General features: G+C 60.4%; 21 protein-coding genes, 3 tRNA genes and 1 riboswitch. Of the genes, 4 read left to right on the top strand and 20 right to left on the bottom strand.

Annotation, left to right across the window (positions count from 1 at the left end; translation table 11 throughout):
• Positions 1–23: 23 nt before the first annotated feature.
• From ACTX90_RS00120 to ACTX90_RS00110, 3 genes are read right to left on the bottom strand one after another with little or no spacing between them, the layout of a single operon-like run.
• Positions 24–668: an anthranilate synthase component II gene (locus ACTX90_RS00120; RefSeq protein WP_047120585.1), complete on the bottom strand. Its 645-nt coding sequence runs from the start codon at positions 666–668 to the stop codon at positions 24–26.
• Positions 665–835 (bottom strand): hypothetical protein, encoded by a 171-nt coding sequence (locus tag ACTX90_RS00115; RefSeq protein ID WP_047120584.1) that lies wholly within the window; start codon positions 833–835, stop codon positions 665–667. The genes ACTX90_RS00120 and ACTX90_RS00115 overlap by 4 nt, the downstream gene beginning before the upstream one ends.
• 9 nt (positions 836–844) lie before the next feature.
• Entirely contained in the window at positions 845–1,621 is a 777-nt protein-coding gene (locus tag ACTX90_RS00110) for a class E sortase (RefSeq protein WP_235359958.1), read from the bottom strand.
• A 212-nt stretch (positions 1,622–1,833) separates the two neighbouring features.
• On the opposite strand from ACTX90_RS00110, the gene ACTX90_RS00105 reads away from it, so the two are divergent.
• On the top strand, positions 1,834–2,088 hold the full coding sequence (locus ACTX90_RS00105) for a cell division protein CrgA (protein ID WP_047120583.1): 255 nt from the start codon (positions 1,834–1,836) through the stop codon (positions 2,086–2,088).
• 7 nt (positions 2,089–2,095) lie between these two features.
• On the opposite strand, the gene ACTX90_RS00100 is transcribed toward ACTX90_RS00105, so the two are convergent.
• Complete coding sequence (locus ACTX90_RS00100; RefSeq protein WP_047120582.1) at positions 2,096–2,413, bottom strand: DMT family transporter; 318 nt, start codon at positions 2,411–2,413, stop codon at positions 2,096–2,098.
• A 14-nt stretch (positions 2,414–2,427) separates the two neighbouring features.
• Positions 2,428–2,496, bottom strand: a riboswitch (guanidine-III (ykkC-III) riboswitch).
• Between the two features lie 2 nt (positions 2,497–2,498).
• Positions 2,499–3,383: an ArgP/LysG family DNA-binding transcriptional regulator gene (locus ACTX90_RS00095; RefSeq protein WP_047120581.1), complete on the bottom strand. Its 885-nt coding sequence runs from the start codon at positions 3,381–3,383 to the stop codon at positions 2,499–2,501.
• Positions 3,384–3,454: 71 nt separating this feature from the next.
• On the opposite strand from ACTX90_RS00095, the gene ACTX90_RS00090 reads away from it, so the two are divergent.
• Complete coding sequence (locus ACTX90_RS00090) at positions 3,455–4,072, top strand: LysE/ArgO family amino acid transporter (protein WP_443442662.1); 618 nt, start codon at positions 3,455–3,457, stop codon at positions 4,070–4,072.
• 481 nt (positions 4,073–4,553) lie between these two features.
• On the opposite strand, the gene ACTX90_RS00085 is transcribed toward ACTX90_RS00090, so the two are convergent.
• Entirely contained in the window at positions 4,554–5,255 is a 702-nt protein-coding gene (locus tag ACTX90_RS00085) for a rhomboid family intramembrane serine protease (protein ID WP_052772560.1), read from the bottom strand.
• 263 nt (positions 5,256–5,518) lie between these two features.
• Entirely contained in the window at positions 5,519–6,064 is a 546-nt protein-coding gene (locus ACTX90_RS00080) for a peptidylprolyl isomerase (protein WP_047120578.1), read from the bottom strand.
• Positions 6,065–6,234: 170 nt separating this feature from the next.
• On the opposite strand from ACTX90_RS00080, the gene ACTX90_RS00075 reads away from it, so the two are divergent.
• Positions 6,235–6,441, top strand: coding sequence for a hypothetical protein (locus ACTX90_RS00075; RefSeq protein ID WP_047120577.1), 207 nt, complete (start codon positions 6,235–6,237; stop codon positions 6,439–6,441).
• Positions 6,442–6,446: 5 nt separating this feature from the next.
• On the opposite strand, the gene ACTX90_RS00070 is transcribed toward ACTX90_RS00075, so the two are convergent.
• Complete coding sequence (locus tag ACTX90_RS00070) at positions 6,447–7,316, bottom strand: DMT family transporter (RefSeq protein WP_047120576.1); 870 nt, start codon at positions 7,314–7,316, stop codon at positions 6,447–6,449.
• Positions 7,317–7,433: 117 nt separating this feature from the next.
• Complete coding sequence (locus ACTX90_RS00065) at positions 7,434–8,402, bottom strand: bile acid:sodium symporter family protein (RefSeq protein ID WP_047121025.1); 969 nt, start codon at positions 8,400–8,402, stop codon at positions 7,434–7,436.
• Between the two features lie 143 nt (positions 8,403–8,545).
• Here ACTX90_RS00065 and ACTX90_RS00060 point away from each other — a divergent pair, with 143 nt between their 5' ends.
• Positions 8,546–9,736: a glycosyltransferase family 4 protein gene (locus ACTX90_RS00060; protein WP_443442661.1), complete on the top strand. Its 1,191-nt coding sequence runs from the start codon at positions 8,546–8,548 to the stop codon at positions 9,734–9,736.
• Between the two features lie 44 nt (positions 9,737–9,780).
• On the opposite strand, the gene ACTX90_RS00055 is transcribed toward ACTX90_RS00060, so the two are convergent.
• The 11 genes from ACTX90_RS00055 to dnaA form a co-directional block, all read right to left on the bottom strand.
• Positions 9,781–9,853 (bottom strand) — tRNA-Ala (locus ACTX90_RS00055).
• A 79-nt stretch (positions 9,854–9,932) separates the two neighbouring features.
• Positions 9,933–10,005: transfer RNA gene (locus ACTX90_RS00050), tRNA-Ala, on the bottom strand.
• A gap of 7 nt (positions 10,006–10,012) precedes the next feature.
• Positions 10,013–10,132: a DLW-39 family protein gene (locus ACTX90_RS00045; protein ID WP_209550362.1), complete on the bottom strand. Its 120-nt coding sequence runs from the start codon at positions 10,130–10,132 to the stop codon at positions 10,013–10,015.
• A gap of 31 nt (positions 10,133–10,163) precedes the next feature.
• Positions 10,164–10,237: transfer RNA gene (locus ACTX90_RS00040), tRNA-Ile, on the bottom strand.
• A gap of 120 nt (positions 10,238–10,357) precedes the next feature.
• Positions 10,358–10,954, bottom strand: coding sequence for a DUF3566 domain-containing protein (locus ACTX90_RS00035; protein ID WP_047120575.1), 597 nt, complete (start codon positions 10,952–10,954; stop codon positions 10,358–10,360).
• On the bottom strand, positions 10,951–13,572 hold the full coding sequence (gyrA, locus tag ACTX90_RS00030; protein ID WP_047120574.1) for a DNA gyrase subunit A: 2,622 nt from the start codon (positions 13,570–13,572) through the stop codon (positions 10,951–10,953). The genes ACTX90_RS00035 and gyrA overlap by 4 nt, the downstream gene beginning before the upstream one ends.
• A 49-nt stretch (positions 13,573–13,621) precedes the next feature.
• Entirely contained in the window at positions 13,622–15,625 is a 2,004-nt protein-coding gene (gyrB, locus tag ACTX90_RS00025; RefSeq protein WP_443444054.1) for a DNA topoisomerase (ATP-hydrolyzing) subunit B, read from the bottom strand.
• 343 nt (positions 15,626–15,968) lie between these two features.
• Positions 15,969–16,526, bottom strand: coding sequence for a DciA family protein (locus ACTX90_RS00020; RefSeq protein ID WP_082124088.1), 558 nt, complete (start codon positions 16,524–16,526; stop codon positions 15,969–15,971).
• Positions 16,519–17,682 (bottom strand): DNA replication/repair protein RecF, encoded by a 1,164-nt coding sequence (recF, locus tag ACTX90_RS00015; protein ID WP_047120572.1) that lies wholly within the window; start codon positions 17,680–17,682, stop codon positions 16,519–16,521. The genes ACTX90_RS00020 and recF overlap by 8 nt, the downstream gene beginning before the upstream one ends.
• A gap of 55 nt (positions 17,683–17,737) precedes the next feature.
• Positions 17,738–18,865: a DNA polymerase III subunit beta gene (gene dnaN / locus ACTX90_RS00010; RefSeq protein ID WP_047120571.1), complete on the bottom strand. Its 1,128-nt coding sequence runs from the start codon at positions 18,863–18,865 to the stop codon at positions 17,738–17,740.
• Positions 18,866–19,331: 466 nt separating this feature from the next.
• Positions 19,332–20,768 (bottom strand): chromosomal replication initiator protein DnaA, encoded by a 1,437-nt coding sequence (dnaA, locus tag ACTX90_RS00005; protein WP_047120570.1) that lies wholly within the window; start codon positions 20,766–20,768, stop codon positions 19,332–19,334.

Genomic DNA, 20,768 nt, shown 5'->3' with positions numbered 1-20,768 from the left:
GGCGCGATGCGTTTGACCGCTGTTTATTCGCCGCTGAATAGCGGGCTGAGTGTTGACGCCTTCTCGGCCGCCCCGGCCAGACCGACGAATTCCAGCCAATTGCCGAGCATCTGGTAGCCCTGCTCGGTCAGCACCGACTCCGGGTGGTACTGCAGGCCCCACAGCGGCGCAGCACGGTGCGCCAGCCCCATGATGACGCCTCCCTCGGTCTGGGCAATGATTTCAAGTTCGTCGGGGATGCTCTCGCGCACTGCAGCCAGCGAGTGGTAGCGGGTGGCGGTGAACGGATTCGCCACCTTGGCAAACACCGGATGCTCGTCGTGGGAGACCAGCGAGGTCTTGCCATGCATTAGTTCCTCGGCGTGGGTCACGACCCCGCCATAGGCCTCGGCTAGCGCCTGGTGGCCCAGGCAGACCCCGAGCATCGGCTTGGACTGCTCGCCGCACCACTTGATCAGCTCGATGCTCACGCCGGCGCCTGCCGGGTCGCCCGGGCCGGGGGAAACCAGCACCCCGTCATGCTGGGCGGCCAATTCGGCCGCCTGTGCGAAGGAGAGGTCGTCGTTGCGGTAGACGGTTGTCTGCGCGCCCAGCTCCTGCAAGTACCCCACCAAGGTGTAGACGAAACTGTCATAATTGTCGATCACGAGGATCTTGATGCTGCTCACTGGGTGCTTTGGCCAATCGTCGAGTCGGTGAACGGGCTGATGTACTCATTCAGCCACGGGAAGACATACATCATCAGTAATAGCACGACGGCGGCAATGAGGATCAATGATTCGATAATACGAAGCCACATAGGACCGGGCAGGTTGCGGAAAATCCAGGCGTACATTGTTCTCCCCTAGCTGGTTGCCTTGGCAACAAGATCGCGAATTGCCAATGGCGGCCCGGCATCAAGCGGCCGCCAATCGGTCAGCTCCGAGTATGCGATCATGCGCTGGCGCGTCGTGTACTTCGGGTGGCAGGTGGTCATGGTGAGAATGGAGTCCGTTGGTTCGGCACCCCACTCGTGCGGCACGGGAAGCAGGACCTCCCCATCGGAGGGATTCACGATCTCCGTCTTGGACCAGGTGTAGGTGTAATAGCCGTCCTTGGTCTGGAGGTAGATCTTGTCGCCCTCGTGGAGCTTGTCGATGTCCCAGAACACCTGGCCATGCGTCTGGCGGTGCGCCGCCACCGCGAAGTTTCCCTTTTCTCCGGGCTGCTGGGTGTTCGGGTAGTGCCCGATGCCCAGGTTGTTGATGACGTCGTCCCCCACCCCGTTGGTGACCGGATGGTAGGTTCCGTTCGATCCCCACGTCGGGAAATACATGATGCCGAAGGTCTCCCCCGACCCGAATTCGGACACCGGCGCCGGGCCGTAGTCCTTGCCGTCGTCCTTGACCTCCGGAATGACCACTTCGCCGAGGTTTTGAACCAGATTGTTCGTGACTTCCTGCTGGGCCTGGGCCGAATCGATGTTTGTCCACCACAGTTCCCACGCCACGTAGAGCATGAGCACGATGCCGAGGGTAATCAGCAGCTCACCGAAGAACCCGGCGATCCGGCTACCCACTGACTGCCGAGGGCGGGTCGCTCGGCGGCCTGTCGCGGTTGCGGCACGGTTCACGTCGATCATGCTCCTTGTTTAAGGGCGGGCATCGGTAAAGGCGCAAGCTCCTTGGCGAGGAGTCGTTCCGACTCTCTGGGCAGGACGCATTACCGTTAGTATGGAAGCTACGCAGGAAAACTGGAACGATGCGAACGTTCTCCTGCACCTAGCGTACCGGGAGGATCCAATCGTCTCCCACATGTACTACATTATGCGGAAGAAGCTAAGGGAGCATTCGAGTGCCGGAGTCAAAGCCACGACGCAAGAACAAGCCACAGTCCCAGGAGAACCAGGGATCCCATGCCGTGGATAAGCCGATGCCCGCTTGGTACAAGCCGGTGATGTTCGGCCTGATGCTTCTGGGCCTGGTGTGGATCATGGTCTACTACATTTCCCAGACCCTGTTCCCGATCCCGAACATCGGCGGCTGGAACATCGTCATCGGCTTCGGCATTGCCATGGTTGGATTCTTCATGACCACAGGCTGGAAATAGACCCACATTAGTGGCTGACGGCTTTCAGGCCGATCACGCATCCAACCAGGCCGAGAATGAAAACCATCTTCAAAATGGTCACCGGCTCCTGCCCCGTGGCCATCGAGTAGATGACGGTCAGCGATGCACCGATCCCCACCCAGACCGCGTAGGCGGTTCCGGTGGGGATTTCTTTCATTGCGTAGGCTAGTCCGCCCATGGAAAGCAGCAGTGCCACGAAGAATACGACGGTGGGGACCAGCCGCGACAATCCGTCGCTGAGCCCCAGCGCAGTCGCCCAGACGGCTTCAAAAATCCCGGAAACAATCAAGACAAGCCAGTACATCGCCAGATTCCTTCTCTGGCCGTCTTGTCGTGATCCCGGGTACGGCTCCATCGTCCGGATGCGGACCGAAGTGCCCGCTTGGCATTCAGGTTAGCAAATCCAGGCCGCTCTCGCTGGCCACCTGAAGCAGTGTGGATTCCAAGCGTCCGAGAATCTCCGAATCCACGGACCAGCGCTGAAAATACAACGGGACGTCGATGAACCACCGATCATCGAGCTCTTCGAGCCCGTGAACTTGAGCGAGTTGTTGTTCGGGGACCATCCCCCATCCCATGCCCGCCTGGATCGCGCGCAAGAACTGCCATGAATCCGGAACCATGTGCACTGCCCCGTGCCGCTGGCCCGGATCCAGCCCCAGCTGCTCCAGCAAATGGTGCTGCAACCGATCTTCGCGGTCGAAAATCATCATGGGGGCGGTTAGGAATCCATCGGAGGATCCACGGGCGAAGTGCTCCCGGGCCATCCCGGGGGTGCACGCTGCTCGATAGCGCAACGCGCCGAGCTTGCGGACAGTGCATCCTTGGGCGGCAACCGAGCTATTGGTGACCACCGCGCTGACCCGCCCGCTGCGCAAGGTGTCGAGGGATCGACTCTCATCCATGCGCAGGATCTCGACCGAAACATCGGTCCAGCGGGCCAGCTCGTCGAAAACCGGCGTAAACCAGGTCGATAGCGAGTCGGCATTCACTCCCACGGCGATCTGCTGGTGGCCTGTCAGGGAGATCTCGTAGGAGAATTCTGCGCTCAACGCCGCAATTTGCCGCGCATACCGCAACACCTTGATTCCCTGCTCCGTCGGAACCACAGGACGGCTGCGCACGACCAGCACGGCCCCCAGCCTGTTCTCCAGTGCCTTAATCCGCTGACTCACGGCAGAGGCAGTAATCCCCAGATCAATGGATGCATCATCGAAGCTTCCAGCATCCACGACGGCCAACAGCGTCTGCAGGTGTTCCACATCGAATTTCACATTAGATACCCTAATGCAGAATCAGAAACTTAAGTTCGACATCATCTTGTTGATTTTCGTACTGTCATTCCATGATCAACGCTTCCCTCCTTCTCGGACTCTCGACGGGACTATCGCTCATTGTTGCCATCGGAGCGCAGAACGCGTTTGTCCTGCGACAGGGAATTCGCCGCGAACACATCCTGCTGACGGTGGTGCTTTGCGCACTGTCCGACGTAGTACTCATTTTCGCGGGCATAACCGGCGTGGGCATGGTTGTGGAGCGAGCTCCATGGATCCTGACGATTGCCCGCATCGGCGGAGCAATCTTCCTGATTTGCTATGCTTTTTTTGCACTGCGACGCGCCATCGCTCCATCGGGCATGGATTCGTCGAGCACCTCAGCACCAACCACTGCATGGTCGGTTGCCGCGACGGCGCTGATGCTGACATGGCTCAACCCCCATGTCTACATCGACACGGTGCTCCTGCTCGGCTCCATCGGCGCATCCCAGGGCGAAGCGTCTGGCGCCTTCGCGGTGGGAGCGATGCTGGCAAGCGTGCTTTGGTTTACCGCGCTGGGGTATGCAGCGCGCTTCCTGTCCAGATTCTTCGCCAAGCCCACCGCCTGGCGGGTTCTGGATGGCCTCATCTGCATCTTCATGTCGACATTCGCCATCATGCTCTTGGCACCACTTTTCACCAGTTAACCAACAACTATCCACACCTATCCACAGGCGTTGTGGATAGCCCATAGTTACAACTTGTTCACAACGTTATCCACAGATGGGGACAACATGGGCATTTGTGTTTAATTTAGAGCAAAGCTCCAAGTCAGAGGGTTTTTATGCAACAAATTAGTTGTGTACAAAAGTTATTAACACTGTGGATCCCTCTTGTGGAAATACCCATTTTACCGAGCAAGCGGTAGCACTCACCTGTTTCGTTTAAAGATTCGAACCGCAGGTTATTAACAGGTTTCCCGTTCGTAGACGCGATATCTACAGCCGTGTTTAAAAGTTATCCACAGCTGGGGAGAAAGGTGTGAGTATCTACGATTCGGGAGGCTTATTCCCTGGGATTGCAGTCAATCCGGGCTGTTAATAACTTCGCCGACGCAGAGTTACACGGGTGTAAGTTATTAACAGTGTGGATAAGCGGTGTGGATATCTTTGCTGGCGTGTTTTCGAATCAGGCCAGAGGCCACTTAGCCGATTCGACGGCGAGATAGGTTGAAACAATCATGACCACGCTCAATGCACCCAAGAGCGAAAGCTGAATCTTCGAACGCTGTGGATTACTCCTAGGAATCAACATGATGCAAGAAGCGGCGACAATGCCGGCCACCGCGCCGCCGAGGTGGGCCTGCCATGAGATTCCCGAAACAACGAAGCCGAGGACGACGTTAAGCGCCAGAATAATCGCCATTTGGCGCAGCGCCTGCTTGTTGCCTCGCAGAACTACGAACGTAGCCAGGAAGAGGCCCGCCAAGGCGCCGGAAGCGCCCAGTGTTGCCGTCGTGGCCGGGCTCAGAAGCATGACTCCCAACGAACCGCCCAATGCGCTGAGAAGGTACAGCCATGTGAATCGAAGCCTGCCAAGCCGAGGTTCGAGAAGCATGCCGAAAATGTAGACGCCGTACATGTTCATGAGAATGTGGAGGAACGATCCTGTGGAGTGCGCGAAGGCACTGGTGAGCAGGCGCCATGGTTCGTAGGCCGCGATGGCCGGGATCAGCACCAGATCCTTGGTAAAGCCGGGAATAATCCACTGCAGCAGGTAGACGAACACATTCAGCCCGATGAAAATCATCGTGACCAGGGGTGCGCCGGTGCGCAGACGGCCGCCGAATTGCGTCTTCTGCGTCGGAATATTCTGATTCGCCTGCCTCACGCATTCAACGCACTGAACACCGACGGGTGCAGGGACTTGGCACTGCGGGCAAACTGGACGCCCGCAGCGGTTGCATGAGACATACGAGACCGTCTCTGGATGCCGAAAGCAGGTTGGCTGGGAGTGGCCTTGAGGATTCACTTGCCCGTAAGACATTTGGTTTTCTACCTAGCGTTGGGTTGAACAGTCGTGGTTAAGCATCGAAGGCCCCGTCGACTCCACTAAGGGAATCGCCGGAGCCTTCGAATCGCGGGACGAAGAAGTTACAGGGTCTCGATGTCGATCGAGTTGATAACTACGTCTTCCAGTGGCTTGTCGCGGCCATCGGTGGCAACAGCATTCAGAGCGTCGACAACCTTGCGGGACTCGGCTTCGGTGACTTCACCGAAGATGGTGTGCTTGCCCTGCAGCCAGGTGGTTGGAACGGTGGTGATGAAGAACTGCGAACCGTTGGTGCCGCGGCCCATGCGGATGCCTGCGTTGGCCATGGCCAGCTTGTAAGGCTCGTTGAAGTTCAGTTCCGGGTGGATCTCATCATCGAACTGGTAGCCTGGGCCACCGAAGCCCTGGCCCAGTGGGTCGCCGCCCTGAATCATGAAGTCTGCAATGATGCGGTGGAAAATGGTTCCGCTGTACAGCGGGGTGTTGGTCTTCTTGTCACCGGATTCCGGGTGAACCCACTCCTGCTCACCGGTGGAAAGGCCGACGAAGTTGCTGACAGTCTTTGGAGCGTGGTTGCCGAAAAGATCGACAACGATGTCGCCCAAAGAGGTGTGAATCGTGGCTTTGTGCGTTGCGTTTGCGGTCATGCTCTTATTCTTCCATGAGCACGGCCCGAGCCGCGAAAAGCGGCCTACGCGGTCAGTGAAAATTTCGGGCAATTTTCGATGCACGGCGGCCAAACGCTGGCTCCGGCAGTGGCATGTGCCTAGGCTGGAGGTGTCTGTTCGACAACAGCTTGAATCAAGAGGGAGCAAACATGAGCAAGAAGAGCAATGCTGGAAAGCTACTAGCCGTAGGCCTAATTGCCGGACTCGTCGCATTGCTGGTGGCCGCTTGGAAAGCGTCCAAGCCGGTTGAGGACCCATGGGAAAACGAGCCTGCCAGCGCCGAGCCGCAGCAGCCGGTCGCGTCGCGCGAAGCGACTGTCGACGAAGTACGCGAAATTCTGAGCGAAGACCAGTAACTGGGTCACGCCGCGGTTTTAGGCGGTACTTGGCCTCTGACCACGAGAACCAGCCCCAACAGGATCACTGCAAGTCCCAGATAGGTCGCCGTCGGCACGACTTGCCCTAGTACCAGCGCCGCAAGCAGAGCGGCGCCTGGAATCTCGAGCAGGATCAGCGTGGAAACTGTCAGCGGGCCCAGCACATTGAGCAGGTGGTTCATGGCCGTGTGCCCGAGCAGCTGGGCGCAGACGGTAAGCAGGATGATTCCAAGCCATCCGGTGGCGTTGAAACCCCAGACCGGCTGGCCGGCCACCAGACAAAGCACCAGCAGAATCACCGCGGTGATGCCGTAGCAGCTGGAGGAGTACGTTGCCGTGCCCATGGTCTTGCGTGCCGTGGCACCCGCCAGTGTGTAAATGGCGGCAAGCACACCGCCAGCAAGGGCGAGCAGGTCTCCGATAATTGCATCGCAGCCCTGTCCCAGATCGAAACCGGTAATCAGCACGACTCCCAAGATCGCAATGCCCATCCCGAAGAAAACCGGCTTGCGGTACCGGACCCCGCGCGATGCCTGGAAGAGCGCGATCCATACACCTTGGATGCACACTAGGGCGGTGCCGGCGGCGACGCTGGTCAGGCGCATCGAGTACATGAAGCACACGAAATGCAGTGCCAAGGCGACACCGGCGACGCTGGTGAAGAACCATTCACGGCTCGTGATCTGCCGATAGGACTGCCGGTTCCTCTTGAGCACGGGAACTGACAGAACGGCGGCAGCTGCGCCATTGCGCCACAAAGCCATGGACAGCACGGGAACTTGGGGAAATGCAGCGATGATCGGGCCGGAGGCCGAAATCCCCAGGATTCCCAGTGCAGCAAGCAAAAATGTCACAGGCTAAGATTACCCGTTGTTGATACCGCTCTTAAATCGTTTGCCGCAATCCCGATGTAGCCTGCGAACCGGGTCCAGAAAATACATTCTTTTATATGCATATATATATGTCATAAGCTATTTTAGGCTATATTGCGCGCGTCGCTTCCTTCGCCAGAAGGCTGCGATTATGGCTCCTGACAAGTTATGCCACACGGAGAATACTGCAGCGGGAAGAGCTGCTTCGGGCGTGAAATACTGCTTCGCCAGCCCGCCGGCAAGACCGGAATTCTGCATCCCGACTTCGATGGCGATCGTCCGCCGGGAAGCCTCAGGTACCCGTAGCAATTTTCCGATGCCGTAGCCGAGCAGCAGTCCGAGACCGTTGTGCAGGACAACTGCCACGAAGATCAGCAGCCCTGCGGACAGGATCGCCTCGGAGCTGCCAGCCACGATGATGGTCACCACGATGGTGATGGCCGTGACCGAGAGCCAGGGCAGGGCCGCCAAGATCCTGAGCACTGCTTTGTTGAGAAGCATCCGAAGCACGATGCCAAGTACCACTGGAATCAAGACGACCTGGAGGACCGTTCCTGCCATGGACCGGGCGTCCACCGGCAGATACTGGCCGGCAAGCCAGAACGCGAGCAACGGAGTGAGAACGGGTGCAGCAAGAGTGGACAGCGACGTCATCGCCACGGAGAGCGCCACATTCCCCTTTGCCAGGTAGGCGACGACGTTGGAAGCGGTACCGCCTGGTGCGCAGCCAACCAGGATCAGACCGGCAGCCAGGGCAGGATCCAGGTTCAGCCCCCACGCCACCAGCCAGCCCATCGCCGGCATCACGACAAACTGGGCAGCGACGCCGCCGAGCACCGGAAGCGGATTCTTTAAAACCAGTCCGAAGTCCGGCAGGGTGAGCGTTAGCCCCATGCAGAACATGATGATCATCAGCAGTGGATTGATCCACGACGACAGCCCGGAAAAAGCATGGGGGACCAGGACTCCGGCGACGCCGCCGAGCAGGATCAGAGCAGGGAAGAGCAACACCGCGATTCGCGAATTGCTCTCGGTCTTCGTCTGGGTCGCGTCGATGTCTCGGCGCATTGCATCGTCATTCAGCACCCTGACATCCTGCCAACTATTGGCGCTTGGTTTCAACTGGGGACAGCACCAGCCGAATATTCCTGTTCATGCGTCCTGCAATTCCAGTTCATTTCATGGCCATCTGCAGGGCCGAAGCTGTAGGTGTGAAAGTAGCAATCATCGCTGAATCCTTTCTTCCACACGTCAACGGGGTTACCAATTCGATCCTGCGGACCCTTGAGCATCTGGCTCTTAGGGGCCACGAAGCCGTCGTCATCGCCCCAGCAGGCTCGCTGGCCAACGAGTTCAGTGGGAAGGCAGTTCCCAAGCGCTACCGAGGGTTCCGCGTCATCACCGTACCTTCGATACCGCTGCCGAAGTATCCCGACGTACGGCTGTCCACTGCCTCGTGGCATAGGCTGCGAAGAATCCTGCGCCGGGAGCAGGTGGAACTGGTTCATCTGGCCAGCCCGTTTCTCCTGGGCTGGAGTGCGCTGCGTGCGGCCGGCGAGCTCGGATTGCCGACCGTTGCGATATACCAAACGGAAGTTCCCACCTATGCGGCGCGCTACAAGTTCCCCTGGCTGGCCGACAGGCTCTGGGAGCATGTCAGGGCCGTCCATAGCGCTGCGGACCTGACGCTGGCCCCCAGCAGCTTTTCCATGGCCCAGCTGGATTCGCTCGGGATCCGCAACCTGGAATTGTTCCGCAGGGGAGTCGATACCGCGCTGTTCTCGCCCGGCCGGAGGAACGAGGCCTTCCGCAAAACCGTTGCACCATCCGGAAAGCGCCTCATCGGCTATGTAGGCCGCTTGTCGGCCGACAAGCAGGTCGAGGACCTTCGGGCACTCAGCGAGCTGCCTGGAGCGCGTCTGGTGGTCGTGGGTTCGGGCCCCCAGTCGCTCGAGCTGCGGGCACTGATGCCTAAAGCCCATTTCACCGGGTTCTTGTCCGGCATCCGGCTGGCCGAAATCATGGCATCCCTTGACGTCTTCGTGCACCCGGGGGAGTCGGAGACCTTCTGCCAGACCATCCAGGAAGCGATGGCCAGCCGCGTCCCGGTGGTTGCCGTGGGCAGGGGCGGCCCGCTGGATCTGGTGGATTCTTCGCGAACGGGGTGGCTGTATGAGCCAGGACAACTCGACGAGCTCGCCTACCGCGTCAGCGACCTGGTCTTCGACGATGGCAAGCGCGAGGCGTTCGCCGCTGCCGCGCTGGGAAGCGTGCAGGGAAGGAGCTGGCAGAAGATCGGCGACGAGCTGCTCAAGCACTACAAATCGGTGCTCAGGCGCCAGGGCAGCGCAACGGGCCCGGCTCTGGTTGGGAGCCGGCGCTTGGACAAGGGCAGGGGTTAACGAACAAACGACGGAAAGCCTTTGCTTTCCGTCGTTTTCTGGTGTGGAGCCTAGGAGATTCGAACTCCTGACATCCTGCTTGCAAAGCAGGCGCTCTACCAACTGAGCTAAGGCCCCCGATGGCCGGAATAAACTTACCGGCCGATCTGGGTTAAAGCAAAAACGGAAAGCTTCCGCTTTCCATTTTTCCTTTTTGTGGAGCCTAGGAGATTCGAACTCCTGACATCCTGCTTGCAAAGCAGGCGCTCTACCAACTGAGCTAAGGCCCCAAAAGCATTAGGAAACTTTATCGGCTACCTGGTGCCAGGTATCCTTGGTTTCCGAAGAAGCCTTGACCTTCTTGATCAAAACTGCCGCTGCAGTTGCGATCGTTGCGAGAACCAGGAACTTTTTCATTACTTCCTCTTTCCCTCCAGCAAGGATTCGGTGGGCGTACCAAGACTTGAACTTGGGACCTCTTCGTTATCAGCGAAGCGCTCTAACCGCCTGAGCTATACGCCCTTGCTTTTGTTTTGTTCCCTTCGGAACGAAATAAAACTTTACCGGGGTTTTTACGAAGATACAAATCGAGCCCGGGTGTCATGCGTCACAGCATGAATCCCGGGCTCGACTTGGGTGATTCTAGTCGTCTGTGAGGGTCACTCCGGCGCCGCCAACCAGCGAGGAAGCGATGTTGTACAACACCGATCCCAGCATGGCGACCACCGAAATCACGACCACGTTGACCACGGCAAGAATGGTTGCATAGGACGCCACCTGGCCCAGGGACATCGAATCGCGCAGGTCGAAGCTGTCTTCAGCGCCAATGGCATCGCGCATCAGCTGGTTGAAGGCATCGAACGTTCCGCTCAGGTCCAGCACGGCCCAGATGCCCACCGCGGCGACCACGGTGATGACGCCGAAGGCCACCGAGAGCAGGAAGGCGATTTTCAGGACCGAGAACGGTTCAACCTTGGAAACCAGTAGGCGGGCCTTGCGGACCTTCGCCTTCGGCGCAGGACGCACCAGGCGCTCCTGACTTCCAGCGGGACGCTGCTGGCCGGTTGGGCGTGGAGCGGATGGGCGGGGCGCTCCGGCCGGACGCTGCTGTCCGGCGGCCGGGCGCTGGCCCGGTGCTGGGCGGCTGCCGGCGGTCGCAGGTCGCTTTACCTGGGTAGGCCGCGGCGCTGCGCTCTTCGGGGCACTGCCGCTGGGGCGTGGCGTCGAGGGCGTGCTCATGCGTTACCTCCGTTAGTGGTGTCATCTTCTGCGGACTCGGAAATGCTTTCCGACGTGCCTGATGACTCATTGGTGATGTTTTCCGGATCCAAGATTACGGTATCTTCCTCCGAGTTCTCTTCAAGCTCGGTTTCAGTATTCTTGGCGACCGCGATGATCGAATCCTTCTTGTCGGGCTTCGCGAAGATCACGCCCATGGTGTCGCGTCCCTTGGAAGGAACCTGCGAAACCGCGGAGCGGACCACTTTGCCCGAGCCCATGACCACCAGCACCTCGTCGGTCTCGTCGACGATCATGGCGCCGACCAGTTCGCCGCGTTCCTCGTTGAGCTTGGCCACCTTAATGCCCAAGCCGCCGCGGGATTGCACGCGGTATTCCTCGACCGTGGTGCGCTTGGCGTAGCCCTCGTCGGTCACCGTGAACATGTAGGAGCCTTCGCGGACCACGTCGGCGGCGAGCAGTTCGTCGCCGTCGCGGAACTTCATGCCGGTCACGCCGGAGGTGGCGCGGCCCATCGGGCGCAGCGCTGTGTCGGTGGCGGTGAAGCGCACCGACTGGCCCTTGCGCGAGACAAGCATCACATCATCGGATTCGCTGACCAGCTGCGCGGAGACCAGTTCGTCGTCCTCGCGCAGGTTGATGGCGATCACGCCGGCGGTGCGGTTGGTGTCGTAGTCCTCCAGGCGGGTCTTCTTCACCAGGCCGTTGCGGGTAGCCAGCATCAGGTACTGCGCATCCTGGTAGGTGCGCAGGTCAAGCACCTGGGCGATGTGCTCGTCCGGCTGGAATGCCATCACGTTGGCCACGTGCTGCCCCTTGGCATCGCGGCCGGCCTCGGCCAACTCGTAGCACTTGGTGCGGTAGACGCGGCCGTGGTTCGTGAAGAACAGCAGCCAGTTGTGCGTGGAGGTAACGAAGAAGTGCTCCACCACGTCGTCACCGCGCAGGGACGCGCCCTTGATGCCCTTGCCGCCGCGGGCCTGCGAACGGTAGTTGTCGATGCGCGTGCGCTTGACGTAGCCGCCCCGGGTGATGGTGACGACCATTTCCTCTTCGGGAATCAGGTCCTCGACGCTCATGTCGCCGTCGAAGCCCATGAGGATCTTGGTGCGGCGGTCGTCGCCATGCTTGTCCACGATCTCGGCCAGCTCTTCCGAGACGATGGTGCGCTGGCGCTGCGGATCGGCGATGATCGCCTTGAATTCGGAGATCATGCGCTCGAGCTCTGCATGGCGGTCCTGGATCTTCTGGCGTTCCAGGGCGGCCAGGCGGCGCAGCTGCATGTCGAGGATGGCGCGGGCCTGTTCCTCGTCGATGTCCAGCAGCTCCATCAGCCCGTCGCGTGCCGCCTCGGTGGTCGAGGAACGGCGGATTAGGGCGATGACCTCGTCCAATGCGTCCAGTGCCTTGAGCAGGCCGCGCAGGATATGCGCCTCTTCCTCGGCCTTGCGCAGGCGGTACTGCGTGCGTCGGACGATGACTTCAATCTGGTGGGTGACCCAGTGGCGGATGAATCCATCCAGCGGCAGGGTGCGCGGCACCCCGTCCACGATCGCCAGCATGTTGGCGGAGAAGTTGGACTGCAGCTCGGTGTGCTTGTAGAGGTTGTTCAGCACCACCTTGGCCACGGCATCGCGCTTGAGCACGATCACCAGGCGCTGGCCGGTGCGGCCCGAGGTCTCGTCGCGCATGTCCGCGATGCCGGAGATCTTGCCGTCGCGCACCAGCTCGGCGATCTTCACCGCCAGGTTGTCAGGGTTGGCCATGTACGGCAGCTCGGTGACCACCAGGCAGGTGCGGCCTTGGATTTCCTCCACGTTGACCACAGCGCGCATGGTGATCGAGCCACGGCCGGTGCGGTAGGTATCGGAAATGCCCTTGGTGCCAAGGATCATGGCTCCGGTCGGGAAGTCCGGGCCCTTCACGCGCTGCATCAACGCCGCCAGCAGTTCCTCGCGCGACGCTTCCGGGTTCTGCAGGTACCACTGCACGCCCTCGGCGACCTCACGCAGGTTGTGCGGCGGGATGTTGGTGGCCATGCCCACGGCGATGCCGGAGGAGCCGTTGACCAAGAGGTTCGGGAAACGCGCCGGCAGGACGGTGGGTTCTTGGTTCTTGCCATCGTAGTTGTCCTGGAAATCAACGGTGTCCTCGTTGATGTCGCGGACCATTTCCATGGCCAGCTGGGCCATCTTGGTCTCGGTGTAACGCTGGGCGGCCGCACCGTCATTGCCCGGGGAACCGAAGTTGCCCTGGCCCAGGGCCAGCGGGTAGCGCATGACCCAGTCCTGGATCAGGCGGACCAGCGCATCGTAGATCGCGGTGTCGCCATGCGGGTGGTACTGGCCCATGACCTCGCCGACCACGCGGGCGCACTTGTTGTACGCGCGCTCGGGGCGGTAGCCGCCGTCGAACATCGCATAGATGACGCGGCGGTGCACCGGCTTCAGGCCGTCGCGCACATCCGGCAGCGCGCGGCCGACGATCACGGCCATGGCGTAGTCAAGATAGGACCGCTGCATTTCTGCCTGCAGGTCGATCTGGTCAATGCGCCCGCCCTCGTGCGCTATGACCTCGCCGTCCAGCGGTTCGTTCTCAGGGGTCTGCTCGTCGCTCAATTTCTTCCCTTACACATCAAAAAGTTCTACGGTCCGCGGGTGGTATCGCCTAGATATCCAGGAAGCGGACGTCCTTCGCGTTCTGCTGGATGAAGTTGCGGCGGGACTCGACGTCCTCGCCCATCAACACGGAGAAAATCTCGTCCGCGGCGGCGGCATCATCCATGGTGACCTGGCGCAGCGTGCGGCGGTCCGGGTCCATGGTGGTGTCCCACAGCTCGGAGTAGTCCATCTCGCCCAGGCCCTTGTAGCGCTGGATCCCGTTTTCCTTCGGCAGGCGCTTGTTGGCGGCGGCGCCGGCGACCAGGGCTGCGTCGCGTTCCTTGTCGGTGTACACGTAGTCGTGCGGGGCATTGGACCACTTGATGCGGTACAGCGGCGGGCTGGCCAGGAAGACGTAGCCCTGCTCGATCAGCGGGCGCATGAAGCGGAAGATCAGGGTCAGCAGCAGCGTGGTGATGTGCTGGCCGTCCACGTCCGCATCGGCCATCAGCACGATCTTGTGGTAGCGCAGCTTGGACATGTCGAATTCTTCGCCGATGCCGGTGCCGAAGGCGGTGATCATCGCCTGTACCTCGGCGTTGCCCAGCGCGCGGTCCAGGCGGGCGCGTTCAACGTTCAGGATCTTGCCGCGCAGCGGCAGGATCGCCTGGGTATGCGGGTTGCGTCCGCGCTTGGCCGAGCCGCCTGCGGAGTCGCCCTCCACGATGAACACTTCGCACTCCATTGGGTTCTTCGAGGAGCAGTCCGAGAGCTTGCCGGGCATGCCGAAGGATTCCATGGGGGACTTGCGGCGCGCGTTGTCGCGGGCCTTGCGCGCGGCCATGCGGGCCTGGGACGCCAGCTGCGCCTTGCGGATGATGTCCTTGGCGATGTTCGGGTTGCGGCCGAACCAGTCGCCGAGCTCGTCGTTGACCACACCCTGCACGAAGCCGCGGGCCATCGAGTTGCCCAGCTTGGTTTTGGTCTGGCCTTCGAACTGCGGCTCGGAAAGCTTCACGGAGAGCACCGCGGTCAGGCCTTCGCGCACGTCGTCGCCGGTGAGGTTGTCGTCCTTTTCGCGCAGGATCTTGTTCTCGCGCGCGTAGCGGTTGAGCAGGCTGGTTAGCGCGGCGCGGAAGCCCTCTTCGTGGGTTCCGCCCTCATGGGTGTTGATGGTGTTCGCGTAGGTGTGCACCGACTCCGCGTAGGCGGTGGTCCACTGCATGGCGATTTCCAGGCTGATGCCGCGGGTGGTGTCCTCCGCTTCGAAGGCGATGACCTCGTCGTGGACCAGCTCGACTTTCTTGGCGGCGTTCAGGTGCTTGACGTAGTCCAGCAGGCCGTCCTTGTAGAGGTAGTCGACGCGGCGCGGCTTGACGACCTGGTTCTCGATCTCCTCTTCGACCTCGGCCTCCGGCTCGGCGACCTCCGGCACGCGCTCGTCGGTGAGGGTGATGCGCAGGCCCTTGTTCAGGAACGCCATCTGCTGGAAGCGGGCGCGCAGGGTCTCGAAGTCGAAGTCGATGGTGTCGAAGATTTCCGGATCCGGATAGAACGTCTGGGTGGTGCCGGTCTGCTCGGTGGCCTCGCCCTGGGTCAGCGGAGTGGTGGTGTGCCCGCCGTTGGAGTAGCCGATGCGCCAGGCATGGCCCTGCCGGCGGACCACGGTGTCGACCTTGCGGGACAGCGCGTTGACCACGGAGATGCCCACGCCGTGCAGGCCGCCGGAAACCGCGTAGCCGCCGCCGCCGAACTTGCCGCCGGCGTGCAGGATGGTCATGACAACCTCGACGGTGGGCTTACCCTCGGTGGGGTGGATGTCCACGGGAATGCCGCGGCCGTTGTCTTCGCAGCGTACGCCGCCGTCGGCCTGCAGGGTGATGTTGATGGTGTCGCAGTAGCCGGCCAGCGCCTCATCGACGGAGTTGTCAACGACTTCATAAACCAGGTGGTGCAGGCCGCGGGGGCCGGTGGAACCGATGTACATGCCCGGGCGTTTGCGTACCGCTTCGAGTCCTTCGAGGACGGTAATATCCTGGGCGCCGTATGTGTGCTCGACTTTGGAAGTCATCGATTCAGCAGGTACTGGGATGTTGTCCGGTTCCTGCGGTGAAGCGTTTTCGGTAGACACGGGTGCTACGAACTCCTCGAATTTGGCGCGCGACCACCATGCGCGGTCCGAGCCCGGACGCGTTCAGCGATCTTGGTCTGGAGCGACCTAGACGCGGGTTAACCCACGGCACAGTCAATTCACTACCCCTAATTCTACCGCCTATAGCAAAATTATCGGGGATTCTGTGGCCTAAATCAGCCGCAGAAGGCACAGAATCGACCATCTGAGCGAGTTTGAGTGATCATCTGAGGGGGGTCCAGCCGGGAGGTGCGTTAGACCGCCATATGCCATGCCAGCATTTCTAGCCGTAGGTGTCCCGGGGGCCGCGGCCGGCCACCGATCTCGAGCCGTGGCGCCACGTCGGGGCATTCGGACCGAGCACCCGGATCACTGTCACGATGCCGGGGCCGAGCTCGGCATCGAATTTCTTCAGCAGCTGGTGGCTCAGCAGCCTCAGCTGGGTCGCCCAGGACGTGGAATCGCAGCGCACCACGACCACGGTGTCCTCGAACGACTCGGGGCGGCAGTGCTTGGCGATGTTTTCGCCGACCAGCTCGTTCCAGCGGCCGAGCACCGATCCGACGGCCACCTGGGTGCTCCAGCCCCGGGATTTGGACATCCTGGCCACCACTGCGCCGATGGACCTCGGGTCGCGAGGAGCGTCCTCGTCCGTGGTTTTCTTGGCGGACCCCAGCGTATTGCGGGAGAGCTGGCGTTTGCGCACCTTGGCCATGCGGGCCGCGTCCAGACGCGAATCGCCGCGCTCCTCGGCGAGCTTGCGCATTCGGTTGAGCAACGCCTTGGCGGCGTCGATTTCCGGATCCAGGCGATGCTCGTCGTCGAAGTTGTGGCTAGGCATCGACAACCTGCCCAGGGGAGACCTGGAAGAAATGCCCCTTCAAGGCCTCGGGAACGTCTTCCACCACGGCAGCGGTGACCAGCACCTGTTCGGCTCCGGCGACAATATGGGCCAAGCGGTTGCGGCGCGTTGCATCCAGCTCGGCGAACACGTCGTCAAGGATCAGGATCGGCCCGGAGCCCGGACGGGGGTCGTCGTCGCCGAAGACCCGGTAGGCAGCCAGACGCAGCGACAACGCAAAGGACCAGGTTTCACCGTGCGAGGCGTACCCCTTGGCCGGCGCCGCGCCGAGGGTGAGGACCAGATCGTCTCGGTGCGGTCCGAACAGGGAAATGCCGCGGTCCAGCTCGCGGGAGCGGTTCGCTTCGATCGCAGACAGCAGCAGATCCTGGATTTCCTCTTGGTCCAGGGATTCGAGGTCCCGGGCCGGCAGGCTGGCATCTTCCACTTCGCCTTCGAGCGACGAACGGTATACCGCGCTGGCTTCCTTCGCGCCGTCTGCAAGATCCGCATAGGCGGCCTGCATGTAGGGGCGCAACAGCGACAGGACGTTCAGCCTTCCGCGGATCAGCCGCGCTCCGCAGGCTGCCAGTTGCAGATCCCACGCCTGCAGCGTATTTTCCTGCGAGGCAGTCAGCTTGGACTTGCCGCGGATCGACTTGAGCAGCGCGTTGCGCTGTTTCACGATGCGTTCGTAGTCGTTTTTGGTTCCGGCCTCGACCGGGCGCAGGGCCACCAGCAGTTCATCGAGGAAACGGCGGCGGTTCGATGGGTCGCCCTTGATCAACGCAAGATCTTCCGGTGCGAACAGCACCGTGCGAACCATGCCAAGGATTTCCCGGGCACGCACCGGATTCGCCCGGTTGATGCGCGCGCGGTTGATCTTCCCGCTGGTGATCTCCACCTCGAGCTGCGTTTGCTGGTTTCCGCGATGCAACGTGCCTCGGATCAACGCGCGGTCGGCGCCGAAATTCAAGAGCGGAGCATCGTTGCTGACCCGATGGGAAGCAAGATTTGCCAGATAACCGATGGATTCGACGATGTTGGTCTTGCCCACGCCGTTCGGCCCCACCAGGACGTTGATTCCGGGAACAAGGTGCACGTCGGCTTGCGCATACGAGCGGAAGCTCGTGAGGGAAAGCTGCGAGATATACACCGGAATCCTGACAGGAAGAAGCGGTGGGCGGCAGTTGCCGCCCACCGAGAATTTGCTAGTTGGAGTTCGGCAGTCGAACTGGCATGACCAGGTAGCGGTACTGGTCCTGATCCTCTTCGTCCAGCTTTTCCTGGCCTGTCAACATGGCCGGCTTGGGTGCGCTGGTGAAGGAGAAACGAACGAAATCAGTGTTGAAGGAGTTCAGGCCCTCGGAAAGGAAGGTCGGGTTGAACGCCACCACAATGTCTTCACCCCGCAGGGCGGCGACAATGGCTTCTTCCGCCTGTGCATCCTCTCCGGTGCCGGCGTCCAAGGTCAGCTGGCCGTCGGTGAATGCCATGCGTACCGGGGTATTGCGTTCGGCAACGACGGAGACACGGCGTACGGCCTCGATCAATTCACTGGTTCGCACGGTGGCATGGATTGGGGTGTCGCTAGGGAACAGCGAACGGATCTTCGGGTATTCGCCGTTAATCAACAGCGACGTGGTGCGACGGTTCGTGCTTTCAAAGCCGATCATTTCGCCATTCTGGCTGATGGCCAGCTTGAGCTCACCTGAGCTTGAGAGGGTCTTGGCAACCTCGCTGAGGGTTTTGGCCTTGATCAGGAACGAAGTCGAGATTTCCGACTGGTTTGGAGTCCAGTTCAGCTCGCGCATGGCCAGACGGTAGCGGTCGGTGGCTAGGAAGGTGATGAGATCGTTTTCGATTTCAACCTTGATACCGGTCAGCACCGGGAGGGTGTCATCCTTCGATGCGGCCACGATGACCTGCGAAACGGCTTCGGCGAATGCCTGTCCGTCGATGGTGCCTGCGATTTCAGGCAAGGCCGGCAAGGTCGGGTATTCATCAACTGGCATGGTTGCCAGATGGAAGCGCGAACGGCCGCAGGTCAGGGAAATCTTCGAACCCTCGGTTTCGAGGGTGACCGTGGAATTCGGAAGTGAACGAGTGATCTCTGCCAGCAGCTTGCCGGAGACCAGGATAGATCCCTGCTCGGAGATGTCCGCTGGAATCTCGATGTGGGACGAAATTTCGTAATCGAATCCCTCAAGGCGAACGATGCCCTCGTGGGTAGTGATCAGAATGCCAGCCAATACAGGCGAAGGGGGCCGCTGCGCCAAGGACCGGGCGGTCCAAGATACGGCGTCTGCCAAAACATCCTTTTCAACGCTGAACTTCACGAAAAATCCGCCTTTCGAAACCCATAAGTCTTAAGTCAGGCCAAGAAGGTAGTTTCCCGCCAAGTTCTTAAGCATAGATCAGGTAGTTGCACGTTCTCTGCAAATAATTTTGCCACGTCCCTCCGACGCTGTCGCAGCGAAGGGGTCAAAGTGTGGAACAGCCAACAAAAATTTGGGTTCTGCACAGTTCCGAAGTCCTGGGCGGGGAGTGGACTCGTTATTTGGATGAATAGGTCTTAAAGGTAGAAGTGTTAATAACCCTTGTGGATACTGTGGATAACCGCCATAGCGTCAGATCTGGTGCAGATTGTGCATGTGAACAAGATGTGATTGAAGCTGACACTGAGTTCCATGCGCTTGTTGAAACTCAGTTCCATGATTTCTGTCGTCCACATGCGATGCCGTACTTATGCGCAGATCGTCACCAGATCTTCCACAGATTTATCCACACCTGTGATTTCAGCTTTTAATGCTCCCGCTGGCTCTGCTTAATACGGTTTGTCAATTCCGTCACCTGGTTGAAGATCGCGCGTCTCTCGGCCATCAATTCACGGATTTTGCGGTCAGCGTGGATCACGGTGGTGTGGTCGCGCCCGCCAAGTTCCGCACCGATCTTCGGCAAGGACATCTCGGTCAGTTCACGCAGCAGGTACATGGCGATCTGCCGCGCGGTGACCAGCGTGCGGGTACGCGACTTGCTGTTCAGTTCTTCAATGCTCAGCCCGAAGTACTCAGCGGTCTGCTTGATGATGGTCGAGGGCGTAATTTCCTGCGCGCCGTCGTCGCTGATCAGATCCTTGAGCACGGTTTCCGCTAGGGCCAGGTCGACCGGCTGATTGTTCAGCGACGCGAAGGCGGTGACACGGATGAGGGCGCCTTCGAGCTCGCGGATATTGGTTGAGATGCGCGAAGCAATGTATTCCATGACATCGCTGGGCGCGGATAGATTCTCCGCATCGGCCTTCTTGCGCAGAATCGCAATACGGGTTTCCAACTCAGGCGGTTGGATATCGGTCAGCAGGCCCCACTCGAAACGCGAACGCATGCGGTCTTCGAAGCCCTGAAGTTGCTTGGGCGGAAGGTCCGACGTGATCACAACCTGCTTGTTGTGGTTGTGCAGGGCGTTGAACGTATGGAAGAACTCTTCCTGGGTGGCGTCCTTGTTTGCCAAGAACTGGATATCGTCGATCAGCAGGATGTCGACGTTGCGGTAAGTCTGCTTGAAGCTGGCGCCTTCGTCATCGCGGATGGAGTTGATGAAGTCGTTGGTGAACTCCTCTGAATTCACGTAGCGCACACGAATGCCCTTGTAGAGGTGGCGAGCGTAATGCCCAATTGCATGCAGCAGGTGGGTTTTGCCCAGTCCGGAGTCGCCGTAGATGAACAAGGGGTTGTACGCCTTGGCCGGTGCCTCGGCTACTGCGACGGCGGCAGCATGGGCGAATCGGTTCGATGAGCCGATGACAAAAGTGTCGAAAATGTACTTCGGGTTCAGACGGCCGAATTCCTGCGAGTTCGATGGGGGAGTGGGCTGCGGTGCCGGCTGCGGGCGCGGACCTGGGGCTTCAGTCACCGCTGGTGGTGTTGCCGGAGCTGTTTGAACTTCGGGCTCTTCGGCTTCCAATTCATCGGACAACGACAGATCGACGCTGACGGCGCAGCGGATATCGTCCTGGAAGACTGCCCGCAGTGCATCATCCAGCGGCTCTCGGAGCTGGGTCTGCAGCATGTCTCGGGTCAAGTCGTTGGGCACAGCGACCAGCAGGGTGGTCCCGATCAATCCTTGAGGCTTGGCCAAGGAGACGAAGGCGCGGTGGCGGGCCTTGACTCGGTCGTCGTCCTCGATCTTCCGGATTACCTGGCGCCATGAGCTACCAATGCTATTGGTTTCGTCGCTGCTCAC

The organism is Glutamicibacter soli, assembly GCF_052322135.1.
In the GTDB taxonomy this organism is placed as follows: domain Bacteria; phylum Actinomycetota; class Actinomycetes; order Actinomycetales; family Micrococcaceae; genus Glutamicibacter; species Glutamicibacter soli.
The sequence above is the reverse complement of the archived record's forward strand: the minus strand, read 5'-3'. Positions and strand labels throughout refer to the sequence as shown.

What these genes read in the sequence shown, in the direction of transcription:
- ACTX90_RS00115 (WP_047120584.1), bottom strand. Translation starts at nt 835, where the DNA reads ATGTACGCCTGGATTTTCCGCAACCTGCCCGGTCCTATGTGGCTTCGT.
- ACTX90_RS00110 (WP_235359958.1), bottom strand. Translation starts at nt 1,621, where the DNA reads ATGATCGACGTGAACCGTGCCGCAACCGCGACAGGCCGCCGAGCGACC.
- ACTX90_RS00100 (WP_047120582.1), bottom strand. Translation starts at nt 2,413, where the DNA reads ATGTACTGGCTTGTCTTGATTGTTTCCGGGATTTTTGAAGCCGTCTGG.
- ACTX90_RS00090 (WP_443442662.1), top strand. Translation starts at nt 3,455, where the DNA reads ATGATCAACGCTTCCCTCCTTCTCGGACTCTCGACGGGACTATCGCTC.
- ACTX90_RS00080 (WP_047120578.1), bottom strand. Translation starts at nt 6,064, where the DNA reads ATGACCGCAAACGCAACGCACAAAGCCACGATTCACACCTCTTTGGGC.
- ACTX90_RS00075 (WP_047120577.1), top strand. Translation starts at nt 6,235, where the DNA reads ATGAGCAAGAAGAGCAATGCTGGAAAGCTACTAGCCGTAGGCCTAATT.
- ACTX90_RS00065 (WP_047121025.1), bottom strand. Translation starts at nt 8,402, where the DNA reads ATGCGCCGAGACATCGACGCGACCCAGACGAAGACCGAGAGCAATTCG.
- ACTX90_RS00045 (WP_209550362.1), bottom strand. Translation starts at nt 10,132, where the DNA reads ATGAAAAAGTTCCTGGTTCTCGCAACGATCGCAACTGCAGCGGCAGTT.
- ACTX90_RS00035 (WP_047120575.1), bottom strand. Translation starts at nt 10,954, where the DNA reads ATGAGCACGCCCTCGACGCCACGCCCCAGCGGCAGTGCCCCGAAGAGC.
- gyrB (WP_443444054.1), bottom strand. Translation starts at nt 15,625, where the DNA reads ATGACTTCCAAAGTCGAGCACACATACGGCGCCCAGGATATTACCGTC.
- ACTX90_RS00020 (WP_082124088.1), bottom strand. Translation starts at nt 16,526, where the DNA reads ATGCCTAGCCACAACTTCGACGACGAGCATCGCCTGGATCCGGAAATC.